Below are 13606 nucleotides of genomic sequence, written 5' to 3' on the forward strand. Positions count from 1 at the left end.
TTGCCCTCCCTCCAGCAAACTAGGCGCGTGAGGCAAGGCCTTGCAAGACCCTACCAGACGAGGCCGCGTGCCGCGATGTCTTCCACCCGGGTGACGATGCCGTCGCGGTGGAAGGTCATGACATCGAAGAGGTTGGAGACGACACAGGTGTGGTTCGGGATTATCCGCACCTTCTCGCCGATCTCAGGGCGCCGGCCGGTGACTTTCGACAGATCGACCGTGCCATGCTCCTCGGAAAGACCGGTGATGACCGCGTCCGGGTACTCAAAGATCAGGCCATAGTCCGAAAAGCCCAGGAGGTCCGAGGTCAGGGCCTTGGAGCCGGCGTCGAGGATAGCGCGATCCTCGGTCGGGCGGGAGACGACGGTGGCGAGGATGTGCATGGCGCAGTCGTCGAGGCTGCAATGGCCTGACCTCGCCATGGCGCGGTCGTTGTAGACATAGGTGCCGGCCCGATGCTCGGTCGCTGAGGTCACCTTGTGTGCAGAGAAGAGGCTGGGCGTGCCGCCATTGGAGACGATGGGGCAGGGGATGCCTCGGGCAGCGAGGCCGGCGAGTGTCGCGGCGAAGAAAGCTTCCACTGCCTCTTCGGTATCGGCCTTGGGGTAAGTGAGGATGCCGGCGAAGATGAGGCCGGGGACTGCAACAATCGCCTCGGCAAGTGCCACCGCCGACTCCGGGCTCTGAACGCCGCAGCGTCCGCCGCCCGTGTCACACTCGACGAGAACGCTGAGCGGTCGGATCTCAGAGAAAGCCGACGAGAGGCCGCGCACCGTCATTTCGCTGTCGGCAACGACCTTCAGGCCGGAAATGCGGGCGTTTAGCGCCGCGAGCCGTTCAAGCTTCTCCGAGCCCAGAATGTTGAAGGTGATCAGCAGGTCCTCGAAGCCGGCATCGGCGAAGATCTCGGCTTCGGTAATCTTCTGGCAGTTGATGCCCTTCGCGCCGGCCTTCGCCTGCTGGCTGGCGATCGCCGGGATCTTGTGGGTCTTGATGTGCGGACGGAAGGCGAGGCCGTGGCTGTCCATATAGGCCTGCACACGCTCGATATTGGTGACAAGCTTCCGCTCGTCGATCATCGGAAGCGGCGTGGAGAGTTCTGATATCGGCTGGCCAGGTTTGGGGCGGGGCAGTCCCATCATGCGGCCTCGCTGCCTTCGGGCGTCTCGTGCGGATTGGCCATGATCGGCCAGATATCGCGGCGCACATGCCGATAGGCGGTCTTGGCCGGGTCGTTCGGATAGGGCGTGCCGGCGGCGCAGTAGAGAATATCCGAGGCGATCTGCGAAAAGGCGGCATAGAAGTGGTTGGTGGACTTGATGACCAGCAGGTGCTTGCTCGTCGGGTCGATGCCGAGCGCGGTAAAAAGCGACGGATCGTAGCTCTGGACGCGGACCGAGCTCAGGATGATGTCGATGCCCTCAAGCCGGATATGGGCGGCGTCGCCGAAGGGGGCGATGCTGTCGCCGAAGCGCATCTCGGCATTGGGCACGACCTTGACCACCTTGACCAGTCCATCGACCGGATGACCGGTGCCAGGAGCGGACTTGGCGCCGAAGCGCAGCGGGATTTCAGCACCTCCGCCGGCAGCCATGCAGATCTGCACGGCAATCGGGTCCCAGATCATACCGATAGCGGCGTTGGTCACGCCACGTGCCAGCATTTCCTCAAGGATCACGGTCGCGTCGCCCGCCGTACCGCCACCTGGATTGTCCCACATGTCGGCGATGACGACCGGACCCTCCGGGTAGGCGAGCGCCTTGTCTAGGGCGGTCTTCTCGTCGATTTGCGGCATCATGAATGTGCCGCGCTTGGCAAACAGCTCAAGGCCGAGATCGCGGGCGAGCATCGCGCCTTTTTCCGGATGGCCATTGGTAATGACGATTGTTTTGGTGCCCATCTCCGGCACGTCGCCTGCCATGAAGCCATGAATGACAGAGAGCGACAAAACGTCTGCATCCACTTTTTCGATGGCCATAAGCCTGTCAACAAAGCTGCGCATCGGCTCGCGCGAGGTCGGGAAAATATCGATCATGCGGCAGTCGAAGACCGACATGACCGGCTTGATGCGGCCTTCCAGCGTGTCGACCGCAATGCGCCAGAGATCTTCGGCCCGATCGACGAAATCGGTGTGCGGGAATTCCTTGAAGACGACGAAGAAGTCGGCGGCTGCGACGCGCTTTGCCGTCAGGTGGCTGTGCGGGTCGAGTTCGGCGCAGAGAAGAATGTCTGGGCCTATGAACTCGCGGATTCGGGTGAGCAGGTCGCCTTCCGGGTCGAGATAACCGTCGGCCACCATCGCGCCATGCAGACCGAGCACGACGGCATCGACGGGCAGTGCGGCGCGCAGCTGATCCAGGATCTCGTCGCGCAGGCTTTCGAATGTCTGCCTGTTGACGAGACCTGCCGGGTCGGCCCAGGTCGCTGTGCCCTCGATCAGCGTCCAGCCCTTCTCGAAGCAAACCTTGCGGCCCACCGTGATCGGCGCGGTGCAGAGCGTGGGTGTCGCGGGGTGTTGTCCCGGAGGCGCATAGAGCGAATCCTCGAAGGCGCGCCGGTCGATGCAGATCGGGGAGAAGGTGTTCGTTTCCGTTGCAAGCGCGGCGGTGAAGATGCGCAAAGGCTGACCTCCGGGGTCTTGAGGGTTTGAGGGCGGTTCAGCGATGGCCCATCGGATTGGGCAGATAACCGGTGAAGCCGGAGATTTTCCAGCGGCCTTCATGCAGGCGGCAATAATAGAGCGTCTGCCAGCGCATGACGTCGAGGCTGCCATCCGCCTTCTTGATGCCGCCGTCGAACTTCTTGCGAACGAGCGCCGTCTCGCCTGAGATCTCGATCTCTTCCAGCGTTGTCGTGGTGAAGATCGCGGTGCGCGGGTCCTCGCCATAAGTTTGGGCCGCGAAGTCCTTGGCCTGCTTCAGCCATTCGTCGCGATAGGCGTGCAGATTGGGGAAGGCGAGCGTCCACTTGTCCGGATCGTCCTCGCGATTGCCGCTGATGCCGATGAAGCCGTCCTCGACAAAGTCATGGGCGACCATGCTCCAGTCGGCGGCCAGAAAAGCGTCGATATCGCGGGGGACGAGCATCTCCCAGATGGCATGGCGGGCTTCGTCCGTTGCCGGAAACGGATTGTGGAATGGGTCGCGCATTTCTTCCCCGCCTTTAAATTCTTTTCATGATTGTCGATTTTGTCTGGTCAAAATCCGTTTTTTGTGGTCGCTTGTCAACGATTGAAGAAAATAATTTGCATGAGAGGTGTCGATGACGATCAAGCGTTACGGGGCCGAGAAGGCGGGTGCGGGTGGTCAGCGTTTGCCGTTTGCCCGGGCTGTCGAGGCCGATGGTTGGCTCTATGTTTCTGGCCAGGTGGCCATGGAAGATGGCGAGATCATCCCGGGCGGCATCATCGAGCAGACCCACAAGACGATCGCCAATGTCATCGCCATTCTGGACGAGGCCGGCTACGGGCTGGAGCATGTAGTGCGCTGCGGTGTGTGGCTCGATGACCCCCGCGATTTCTGGAGTTTCAACAAGATCTACCAGCAGTATTTCGGCGAGCACCCGCCGGCGCGGGCCTGCGTTCAGGCCTCGATGATGGTCGATTGCAAGGTCGAGATCGACTGCGTAGCCTTTAAGCCTTCGAAATAAGAGAGAGGGCAGGGCATTGGATATCTTCGCGCGCATTCAGGAAGAGGCAGGGCAGTTTTCGGCCTCCGAGCAACGCATCGCGGATATTCTGCTCAATTCCTTCGACTTCGCGGTCAATGCCTCGATCATCGAACTCGCCGAGAAGGCAGAGGTCTCGCCGCCGACGGTGACGCGCTTCTGCCGTCGGCTCGGCTGCCAGAACTTTGCCGATTTCAAGGTGAGCCTTGCGCGTACGGCTTATGTCGGGGTGCGCTATCTCAATCCGGAAGCGCAAAGCACCGAGCCTGCCGACGTTGCGAGTGATGTCATCACCAAGGCGCAGAACGCGATGTTCATGGTGCATCGGGCGCTCGATCCCGCCATGCTCGATAAGGTCGCAGACCGGCTGGCGCGGGCAGAGATGGTCTATGCCTTCGGCTCGGGTGGCAATTCCTCGATGATCTCGGGCGAGATCCAGAACCGCCTGTTTCGCTTGGGGTCTCGCGTGACAGCCTCTGCCGACCACAACATGCAGCTGATGCTGACAGCCGCTGCACGTTCCAATGACGTGCTGATCGGTTCCTCGTTTTCAGGGAGAAATGCTGAGCTGGTGAAATGCTTCAAGCTCGCCCGCGAGAACGGCATCACCACGATCGCGCTCACCCAAAGCAACAGCCTGGTGGCCGAGGCCTCCGAACTCGTCATCGGCATCGACCTGCCGGAGGGCGAGAACATCTTCCGCCCGACCTCGACGCGTTTTGCCTATCTCGCCGTCGTGGACGTGATCGCGAGCCTCGTTGCCTATCGCAATCGCAAGCAGTCGCAGGTGACGCTGCGCCATATCAAGCAACAACTGGTCGAACACCGCGATGGCGGCGATGACCGGCAACTTCTCGGAGACTGAGCCATGCCCGCATCGATGTCGGAGGCCCGCCGTGACGCATAAGGTTGCCGTCGTAACGGGTGCTGCTGGTGATATAGGCCGGGCGATCGCAAAGCGGCTCGCCGACAGCCATGACCTTGTCGTGCTGCTGGATCTGGATTGTCAGGCGCTTGGCCAGGCGATGGTCGAGCTTAATGACGATGTTCGCTTCGCCTCGCTGGTCTGTGACGTGACGGACGAGAAGGATCTCGCCGAGACCGCTGCACGCATCGCAACCCTTGGCCTGGTTCATACGGTGGTCAACAATGCCGGTTCGGCGCGGGCAGTCAGCCTCGGCGATACCGATGGCGAGATCTGGCGCAAGGACAATGCGCTCAATCTCGAAGCGCCCTTCCTCTGCTTCCGCGCGTTTGAGGAGGCACTTAAGGCGTCCAAGGGCGCGCTCGTCAACATTTCCTCAGTCAATGGCATGGCTGTCTTTGGGCATCCCGCCTACAGCGCGGCCAAGGCCGGGCTCATCCACCTCACCAAACTGATTGCCGTCGAATACGGCAAATACGGTGTCCGCGCAAATGCTGTCGCCCCCGGCACCGTCCGCACCCAGGCTTGGGAGGCGCGCGCTGCGGCTAATCCACAAGTCTTTGAAGAGGCCAAGCGCTGGTATGCGCTGCGCCGGATCGCCACGGCCGAGGATATCGCCAATGCCGTGTTTTTCCTGTCGAGCGATCAGGCGGCTGCCATTACCGGCGTCTGCCTGCCCGTCGATTGCGGGCTAACGGCCGGTCAGGCCGAGCTCGCGCGAACCTTCTCTCAATCCGACCATTATTGATACCGCAAAGCCCGGAGTATTTCCCCATGGCAACAGAAGTTCAGTTCCGCCTCGAAAACGCGTGGCATCCGGTGGAGGGCGACGACTGCGGGGCCTTCGTCTTCACGCTGGTCAATCTCTCGGATGTGGCGCTTGCCGATTTCAAGCTCGCCTATACGTCGCTGACCCGCGTCAAGGACACCGAAGAACCGATCCTCGAAAACGCGGTCTTCCTGAAGCGCAACGCCAATTTTCACCAGTTCGCGCCTCCGGCCGGCTTTGTGCTGCAGCCCGGTGCTTCCTGGACATTCCGGGTCGGTGGCTTGTGGCGGCCGGCCAAGCACCGGACGGATGGGGCGAAGTCCGCCTATCTCACGCTTTCCACCGGCCAGCATGCGGCCGTTGCGGTTGCGGATCTGATGCTTGGCGGCGGCAACAGCGCACCGCCGCCGGCCTTGCTGCCTGAGGGCAAGGTTTCCCAGCCCTTTGCCATTCTGCCCTGGCCAGCCTCGGCTGAGCTGGTGGCGGGTGAAGGGTTCCCCGTCGCGCTTTATCCGGCTGAAGGCGCCTCGCTGGTTGAACTACGCGCCGTCGAAAACGTGCTGCGTCTCTTCTGCCGCCTCTTCGCGGTCGGCCATGCGCCGTTGTCGCTGGCACCGGTGCATCAGGGGCGGGCGATCGCCCTCAAGTCCGACGAAGCGCTTGGTGCCTCTGCCTATCGGCTGAACTTTGCCGCTGACGGCATCACGCTCACCTATGGCGATGTCGCCGGCCTGCAGTATGCGCTGACCCTGCTTGCCCAGATGCTGCATGGTGCGCGCATCCAGCCGGAGACGTTCCGCTTCCCCGCATCAGGCACGATCGCCGACAAGCCACGCTACGACTGGCGCGGTTGCCATCTCGATGTTTCCCGCCAGTTCTTCCCCGTTGCAGACGTCAAACGCCTGATCGACATCCTCGCCTGGTTCCGGATGAACACCTTCCACTGGCATCTGTCCGACGACGAAGCCTGGCGTCTCGAAATCAAGGCCTTCCCGCAGTTGACGACCCTTGGCGTGTTGCGCGGGCCGGACGAACCGCTCCTGCCGCAGCTTGGTAATGGGGCCGAGCCTGTCGGTGGTTTCTATGCGCAGGACGAGGTCCGCGACATCGTCGCCCATGCCGCCGCCCTTCAGGTCGAGGTGGTGCCGGAGATCGATGTGCCCGGCCATAGCACCGCGATGCTGGTAGCACTGCCGGAACTGGTCGATGGCCAGGAGGCGCCCGATAGTTATCGCTCGGTCCAGGGCTATCCGAACAATGCGCTCAACCCGGCGATCGAATACACCTACGAGGTGCTGGGCAAGGTGTTCGACGAAATGGTCGAGCTCTTCCCGTCGACGCTTATCCATATTGGCGGCGATGAAGTGGCGGCCAATACCTGGATGGCATCGCCGCTGGCTCGGAAGCTGATGGAGCAGGAAGGCATCGAAGGCACCTTCGGGCTGCAGAGCTATTTCATGAAACGCATCCAGAAGATGCTGGCCGAGCGGGGCCGCAAGCTCGCTGGCTGGGACGAGGTCAGCCATGGCGGCGGCGTCGATCCCGAGGGCACGTTGCTGATGGCCTGGCAGAAGCCGGAGGTCGGGCTGGAGCTCGCCAAACAGGGCTACGACGTCGTGATGACCCCGGGCCAGGCCTATTATCTCGACATGGTGCAGGACGAAGCCTTCCAGGAGCCGGGTGCGAGCTGGGCGGGCACCGTGCCACCGCACCACACCTATACCTATGAGGCAGTCGCCGAGTTTCCAGCCGAGCTTGCTGCCCGCATGCGGGGTGTTCAGGCCTGCATCTGGTGCGAACATTTCCTGACCCGCGACTACTTCAACCACCTCGTCTTCCCGCGTCTTCCGGCCATTGCGGAGGCCGCCTGGACGCCGAAGGACAACAAGGACTGGCTGCGCTTTGCCGCCATCGTCCGCTTGAGCCCCCGCTACTGAGGATTTGAGGCCTATGACCTTCCGCATCGCCGTTGGCGGTATCCATACCGAGTGCTCGACCTCGTCTCCCGTCTTGATGCAGCCCGAGGATTTTCGCGTGCTGCGCGGGCCGGATCTGCTGGCGCATGAGTATTTCGATTTCCTCGAAGCGGAAGGCGTTGAGCACCTCCCGCAGCTGCATGCCCGCGCGGTTCCGGGCGGTCCGCTGGCACGCGCCACCTATGAAGGGTTCAAGGCGGAGTTCCTCGAGCGGCTCAAGGCCACACTGCCGATCGACGGGCTTTATCTCGCCATGCATGGCGCGATGAATGTCGAGGGCATGGACGATGCCGAGGGCGATTGGATTTCTGCGGCACGGGCTGTTGTCGGTCCGGACGTGCCGGTTGCGGCAAGCTACGACCTGCATGGCAATGTCACGCAGAAGATTATCGACCAGCTTGATATCTTCGCCGGTTATCGCACGGCGCCGCATATCGATGTGCGCGAGACCATGGTCCGGGCCTGGTCGATGCTGGTCCGGGCGCTCAGAACCGGCGAGAAGCCCGGTGTCGCCTGGGCGCCGGTGCCGGTCCTCCTGCCCGGAGAGCGGACCTCGACAGAGGACGAACCGGCAAAGAGCCTCTATCTGAAGCTGCCGGAGCATGATGCCGTGCCCGGCATCTGGGACGCCAACCTGATGGTGGGCTATGTCTGGGCCGACGAGCCGAGAGGCACGGCATGTGCCGTCGTCACGGCAGTCGACAAGGGGGCAGCGGAAAAGGTCGCGGCTGCCATTGCGCAGTCCTACTGGGATGCGCGCGAAGACTTCCGCTTCGGCCCGGTCACGGGTCCGCTTGCGGATATGCTGGATATTGCTGAACGCACCGAGACACGGCCGATCATTCTCGCTGACTCTGGCGACAACCCGACCGGCGGCGGCGTGGGCGATCGGGCGGATGTGCTCAAGGCGCTTCTGGCGCGGTCGATCGATGATGTCCTGATTGCCGGCATTACCGACCGCCCGGCCGTTGAACGCTGCTTTGCGGCGGGAGCTGGCGCGCGGGTTTCGCTGAAGGTCGGCGGTTCGCTTGATCCGGCAAGCCCTTCCGTCGAGGTGGGGGCGGATGTCGTCTTTCTCGATGATCCCGGCTCGGCTGCCGAACAACAGGCTGTCGTCAAGATCTGCGGCATCATTCTGGTGCTCGCGGCGCGGCGTCGGCCCTATCACAACATCGCGGATTTCACCCGGCTCGGTCTCGATCCGACCAAGGTACGGCTGCTCGTCGTCAAGTCTGGCTATCTCTCGCCGGAGCTTGCGCCGATCGCCAATCCGAACCTGATGGCGCTGACGGATGGTGTGATCAACCAGGACATCGAGAACCTGCCGAGCCATCGCCGCCACCAGCCCAGCTATCCCTTCGTCAAGGATTTCAGCTATACGGCAAAGGTGTTCTTCTCGACGCGATTCCCTTGAGACATTGATGTCGGTGCCTCCCTTCCGGCGGCACGATCCCCAACCCGATTGTACCCTTGATGTTGTCCTCCTTTTCGGTGGTCTATCGCCACAAGCCGATCCGGGTCAGTGCGGCCGCGATCTTCTTCTTCGGCTTCTCCGGCGCTGCGACGTCCCCCTACATGTCGCTGATCGGCATCCGTGAGCTCGGATTGTCGGACGCCGTCTATTCGGTGCTGATCTTCCTGGCTGCTGTGGTGAATGTCAGCGCCAGCGTGACTGCCGGCATCGTGGCGGACAGGCTAGGCCATTTCCGCTCGCCGATGATCCTGGCCGCCATCTTCGGCATCGTCGGCTTCGGGCTGGTCTACGTCGTGCCAACGCCAGTGATGTTTGCGATTGCGACACTGGTGTTGATCCCGGTGTTCGGCACGATCAATTCGCTGATCTTCGCCAATATCCGCGCGGTTTCCTCCGGTATGGCAGTGCGCGAGCTGATGGCGGTGAATTCGGCCGTGCGGGCCATCCTCTCTGCCTCCTGGGTGCTGGTTCCCGGGATCGTCGGTGCCCTTCTGATCGGTCAGCCGAGCATGTTGCCGGCCTTCCTTCTGGCGAGCCTCGCCTGTGTCGTCTGCCTCCTGCTCTTCGTCTTCGGTCTGGATCGCCTGCCGCCGGTGCAGGAGGGGGAGCGGCAGCACTATTCCTTCTTCCGTTCCATCCGGCAGATCGGCTCGGCAAGCGTCCTGCCAAGGCTTCTGGCGATTTCGCTGATCTCGGCCATGTTGCACGCCAACGGCACCGTTCTGCCCCTGATCGTCACCGGCAAGGCTGGCGGAACGCCGGCGGATGTCGGCGTGATCGTCGGTATCGTCGCCTTTCTCGAAATCATCTTCATCCTCTTCTGGGGATGGGTCGAAGCCAGAACCTCCATCCTCTTCGCCATGGTCACGGCAGCGCTGATCTATTGCAGCTATCTCGTCTTCCTCGGCCTCGCCGACCGGCCGATGGACGTCTATCTTCTCACGATCGTTGCAGGCCTCGGAGCGGCAGGCATTATCGCCATCCCGATCACCTATCTTCAGAACCTGATCGCGGACAGGGCAGGCCTCGGCAGCTCGCTGATCGCGGTCAACATCTTCCTGAGCGGTGGCATGGCCTCGCTGATGTTTGCGCTCGGTACCAGCATCAGCGACTATGCAGGCACGGCGATCATCGCCTCGATTGCGGGCGCCATCGGTGTCGGCCTCCTCTGGCTGCTCGATCGGACGCCGCAGCTGAAGGCAGAAAGTTGAGGGCAGGAGGGTCGTGATGTCTCGAAAAAATACTCCAACACCTCTCCTTGAGATCTGCGTCGACGATGTTGCCGGGCTGGAAGCGGCGGTCGCCGGGGGTGCTGACCGGATCGAGCTCTGCTCGGCACTCGGTTCCGGCGGGCTCACGCCCTCTCGTGGCTTCATGGCCATCGCTGCCAATGCGCCGATCCCCGTCCATGCGCTGATCCGTCCACGCGACGGTGGCTTTGCCTATAGCGAGGCCGAAGTCGCGCTGATGGAGACCGACATTCTTGCTGCGCGCGAAGCCGGTCTGGCCGGCGTCGTGATCGGCGCGACTACGCCGGTCGGTGCGCTGGATAAAGACGTCATTCGTCGGCTCATCGACGCGGCACAGGGGCTGGACCTCACTTTGCATCGGGCGATCGATGTCGTTGAAGACATGGATGCAGCGCTTGATCTTGCGGTCGAACTCGGTTTCTCGCGTGTGCTGACATCGGGCGGTGCGCGGCATGCCGAAGAGGGTATCGATGTGATTGCCCGACTGGCGAAACGGGGTTCCGGCAGCATTTCGATCATGCCCGGCGGTGGAGTGCGCCCAGAAAACGCAGGGCGCTTTCTGGCGATCCCCGGCGTAACCGAGCTGCATGCTTCCTGCAGCCGGGCGGATGTCGGCGCAGAACGGCTCGTCGAGCTCGGTTTCTCGGCCGAAATGCCGCGGCGGACGGATGCGGAGATCGTGCGCCAGCTCAAGGCTGAGATCAGTGCAAGGGTAGGCTGAAACTCAGGAGGCCAGCGCCTGGGCGCTTTGGGCCGCAAGCAGTTTCACGGTCTCAGCAGCGACCATGGGTTTGCCGAAGTAATAGCCCTGGACCGCCCGAACCCCGAGATTTTCGAGGATGCGCAGTTCCTCTTCCGTCTCGACACCCTCGACGATCGCTTCCAGCTCCATCTCGGCACAGAGCGCCAGCACCGATTTGACGATGTTGAAGCTGGTGCGGCGGGTGTGGATGTTGCGCACGAAGCTGCCGTCGATCTTGATCTTGGTGAGCGGCAGTTTGTGTACGTGGTTCAAGCTGGAATAGCCGGTGCCGAAATCGTCGAGCGAAATGCCGGCGCCCAGTTCACGCAGCATCTGGATCGAAGCGCTTGCCTGCTCGAAGTCGTGCATGACGGCGGTTTCGGTGATCTCGAAGTTGATGCGGCGCGGGTCAAAACCGCTCTTCAGGACGATCGAGACGATCTTCAGCGTGTTCTCCGGCGAACTCAGGTCGTGCGGTGACAGGTTGAAGGAGAGATAGACTTCGTCCGGCCACAGGCGTGCCACATCGAGCGCGCGTTCAAGCAGAAGGCGCGTGATCAGCGTGATGCGGCCGTTGTGTTCGGCGACGGGAATGAATTCGGCCGGAGAGACCTGACCGATGCGCGGGCTTTGCCAGCGGGCAAGGGCCTCCAAACCGATGCAGATGCGACGGTTGACGCAGGTGATCGGCTGGAAAACGAGCGAGAGTTCCTTTTCCAGATCGGCAGCAACAAGCGCTTCCTCGACGACCTTCTGACGGTTCAGTTCGTTCGCCTGGACGGCGTTGAAAATGACCGTGCCGGCGCGGTGGTGGCGCTTGGCGGTGTAGAGAGCATAGTCGGCGAGCTCATAGATCTCCTGGCCGGTTTCGCCGACATCCGGATACAGCGCGAAACCGACGGAACCGGTGACCTGCACCATGCCACTGCCGATATTGATGCGTTCGGCGATCAGTTCGCAGACCTTTTCGCCAAGCGCTGTCGCGTCTGCTTCGCTCACCTCGCCCTGAAGCAGAAGGCCGAATTCGTCGCCACCGAGGCGATACACGGAAAGACGCTGATCTTCGATCGTCGAAAGGCGGTTGCCGATTTCGACCAGGACCTTGTCACCCGCAGAATGCCCATAGAGATCGTTGACCGGTTTGAAGCCGTCGAGGTCGATGACGCCGACAGCCAGCTTGTCGCCGGCCGCGCTCGCGCGGCCGAAGGCGGTGTCGAGCATCTGGAAGAAGCTGCGGCGGTTGGCGAGAAGCGTCAGGCTGTCGAGGTTGGCGAGGCGCAGGTTTTCGTCCGAAAGCGCCTGCATGGCCTTGTTCTGCTCCTGCAGCGCTTGCTGCTGAAGCATCAGTACGTTGCGGGATTCGTGCAACTGGCGGAAATCGCGGTAGTGCGAGACGAGGATCATGATCATCGCCATCGTCACGAGGATGACGTTGACGCCTGTCGCGATAAAGGTCGGCTCTCCGCTCAGGCACATGACGACGAAGAAGGGTAAGTTGACCGTGACGGTCACGATCAATGCGGCCGAGCGCAGATGCATGAGGCAGAAGATGCAGCCGATGACCGTGATCGCCATGAAGAATGCGACATGGGCCTGTTGATAGGCATCGCCATAGGGCAGAAGCGAAATCGACCAGCCGGTGCAGAAGACGGCGATCGGGAAGGACAGGATGTTGGTGGCGCGTAGCTGTCGATAGGCCTGTTGCGGCGTGCGCTGCAGGTTGCGTCCGCGCAGCCAGATCAGGGATCTGAGGGTAAAGAGTGTCGTGAGGACCGCCGGCAGATAGACGACGAGATAATCCGGCGCCGAACCATGGTGGGTCCAGGAAAGCGAGATCATATTGGTCGCGAGGATGAAATAGAGAAGCGGGACCTGCTTGGAGAACGCCTCGAACTGGGCAGCCGTCAGTGCAGGGTTGTCGTTCGGAACCTTCAGCAGGTCCGTCCACCCCGCCGCGGCGCTCCAGAATTCACCCAATTTCCCTTTTTTATCCACGCCTGTCTGTTCTCCTCGTCACTCCCGAGCAGCTTTAGTATATGAGACTCCGTTAAATTTGCGGAAATCGCAGCTCATCAAATTGCAGTCTGCAGGTTTGCCGCCATCAGATGGTCATTGCGGTAGTGCAGTTGCGACGGTATCAGGATGCCTGATCCAAGGAGCCATTCTGCCTGTGAAACCCACCTATCGCCTGCTCGCTGTGCTTCTCGTCGCGATTTCTGCTTTGCCTGCGGCGGCCCAGGATTGGCAGCCTACGGAGAAGATCGACCACTACAATGTGAATGGCACGACGCCGATGGCACTCTACCAGTCCATCGGCGAGCGGGGGCCGAAGCTCAGTCTCGGGCGGGTGATCGCGCATACGACGTTCAAGCTGACCTGGCAGCGTGATTACCAGCAGCAGGGAGCGGCTTGCGTTCTGGCTACCGCCAAGCCCAGGCTGATCATCACCTATACCCTGCCGAAGCCTGCGCAGAAGCTCGCTCCTGACGTCGCAGCGAAGTGGAAGGCTTTCTACGACGGCATCGTCGAGCACGAGAAGCTGCACGGTGAGTTCATGAGGGACCTCACACAGCAGATTCAGGATGTGTCGATTGGTCTGCGCGACGAGAATGATCCAGGTTGCAAGAAGGTGCGGGCTGCGCTGCAGGCCCAGTTGAAGCCGATCTCGGACGCGCATGTGGCGCGCCACAGCGAGTATGACCGGGTGGAAATGTCACCTGGCGGTGCCGTGCACCAGCTGATCCTGAGCTTCCTCAATCCTTGAAGCGAAAAAGGCGCCCGGGTCGCAGGGCGCCTTTGATGGA

Annotated in this window: 12 protein-coding genes; 8 read left to right on the top strand and 4 right to left on the bottom strand. The window is 61.9% G+C overall.

The window, feature by feature from the left end:
* Positions 1-50 precede the first annotated feature (50 nt).
* From E9677_RS06860 to E9677_RS06870, 3 genes are read right to left on the bottom strand one after another with little or no spacing between them, the layout of a single operon-like run.
* Positions 51-1142: a D-TA family PLP-dependent enzyme gene (locus E9677_RS06860; protein WP_136557371.1), complete on the bottom strand. Its 1092-nt coding sequence runs from the start codon at positions 1140-1142 to the stop codon at positions 51-53.
* Complete coding sequence (locus E9677_RS06865) at positions 1139-2620, bottom strand: M81 family metallopeptidase (protein WP_136557372.1); 1482 nt, start codon at positions 2618-2620, stop codon at positions 1139-1141. Before E9677_RS06865 ends, E9677_RS06860 begins: the two co-directional genes overlap by 4 nt.
* Before the next feature lie 37 nt (positions 2621-2657).
* On the bottom strand, positions 2658-3149 hold the full coding sequence (locus E9677_RS06870) for a hypothetical protein (protein WP_136557373.1): 492 nt from the start codon (positions 3147-3149) through the stop codon (positions 2658-2660).
* 112 nt (positions 3150-3261) lie between these two features.
* Here E9677_RS06870 and E9677_RS06875 point away from each other — a divergent pair, with 112 nt between their 5' ends.
* Genes E9677_RS06875 through E9677_RS06905 form a run of 7 tightly spaced genes read left to right on the top strand, consistent with a single transcriptional unit; the run spans position 3262 to position 10781 of the window.
* On the top strand, positions 3262-3648 hold the full coding sequence (locus E9677_RS06875; RefSeq protein WP_136557374.1) for a RidA family protein: 387 nt from the start codon (positions 3262-3264) through the stop codon (positions 3646-3648).
* Positions 3649-3664: 16 nt separating this feature from the next.
* Positions 3665-4531: a MurR/RpiR family transcriptional regulator gene (locus tag E9677_RS06880; RefSeq protein WP_136557375.1), complete on the top strand. Its 867-nt coding sequence runs from the start codon at positions 3665-3667 to the stop codon at positions 4529-4531.
* Entirely contained in the window at positions 4506-5339 is an 834-nt protein-coding gene (locus E9677_RS06885) for an SDR family oxidoreductase (protein WP_408014694.1), read from the top strand. Before E9677_RS06880 ends, E9677_RS06885 begins: the two co-directional genes overlap by 26 nt.
* Before the next feature lie 26 nt (positions 5340-5365).
* On the top strand, positions 5366-7297 hold the full coding sequence (locus E9677_RS06890) for a beta-N-acetylhexosaminidase (RefSeq protein ID WP_136557377.1): 1932 nt from the start codon (positions 5366-5368) through the stop codon (positions 7295-7297).
* A 13-nt stretch (positions 7298-7310) separates the two neighbouring features.
* The gene (locus E9677_RS06895; protein WP_136557378.1) at positions 7311-8750 is read left to right on the top strand and encodes a M81 family metallopeptidase; all 1440 of its coding nucleotides are present in this window, start codon (positions 7311-7313) and stop codon (positions 8748-8750) included.
* 59 nt (positions 8751-8809) lie between these two features.
* The gene (locus E9677_RS06900; RefSeq protein ID WP_136558103.1) at positions 8810-10021 is read left to right on the top strand and encodes an MFS transporter; all 1212 of its coding nucleotides are present in this window, start codon (positions 8810-8812) and stop codon (positions 10019-10021) included.
* Positions 10022-10037: 16 nt separating this feature from the next.
* On the top strand, positions 10038-10781 hold the full coding sequence (locus E9677_RS06905) for a copper homeostasis protein CutC (RefSeq protein WP_136557379.1): 744 nt from the start codon (positions 10038-10040) through the stop codon (positions 10779-10781).
* Between the two features lie 3 nt (positions 10782-10784).
* Here the strand turns inward: E9677_RS06905 and E9677_RS06910 are convergent, their stop codons facing one another.
* Positions 10785-12797, bottom strand: a complete 2013-nt coding sequence (locus E9677_RS06910) for a putative bifunctional diguanylate cyclase/phosphodiesterase (RefSeq protein ID WP_136557380.1) — start codon at positions 12795-12797, stop codon at positions 10785-10787.
* A gap of 175 nt (positions 12798-12972) precedes the next feature.
* Here E9677_RS06910 and E9677_RS06915 point away from each other — a divergent pair, with 175 nt between their 5' ends.
* Positions 12973-13566 carry a DUF922 domain-containing Zn-dependent protease gene (locus E9677_RS06915; protein ID WP_136557381.1) on the top strand — a complete coding sequence of 198 codons (594 nt, stop codon included), beginning with the start codon at positions 12973-12975 and terminating at the stop codon, positions 13564-13566.
* Positions 13567-13606 lie beyond the last annotated feature (40 nt).

This window comes from Peteryoungia rhizophila (genome assembly GCF_004912145.1).
Lineage (GTDB): Bacteria > Pseudomonadota > Alphaproteobacteria > Rhizobiales > Rhizobiaceae > Allorhizobium > Allorhizobium rhizophilum.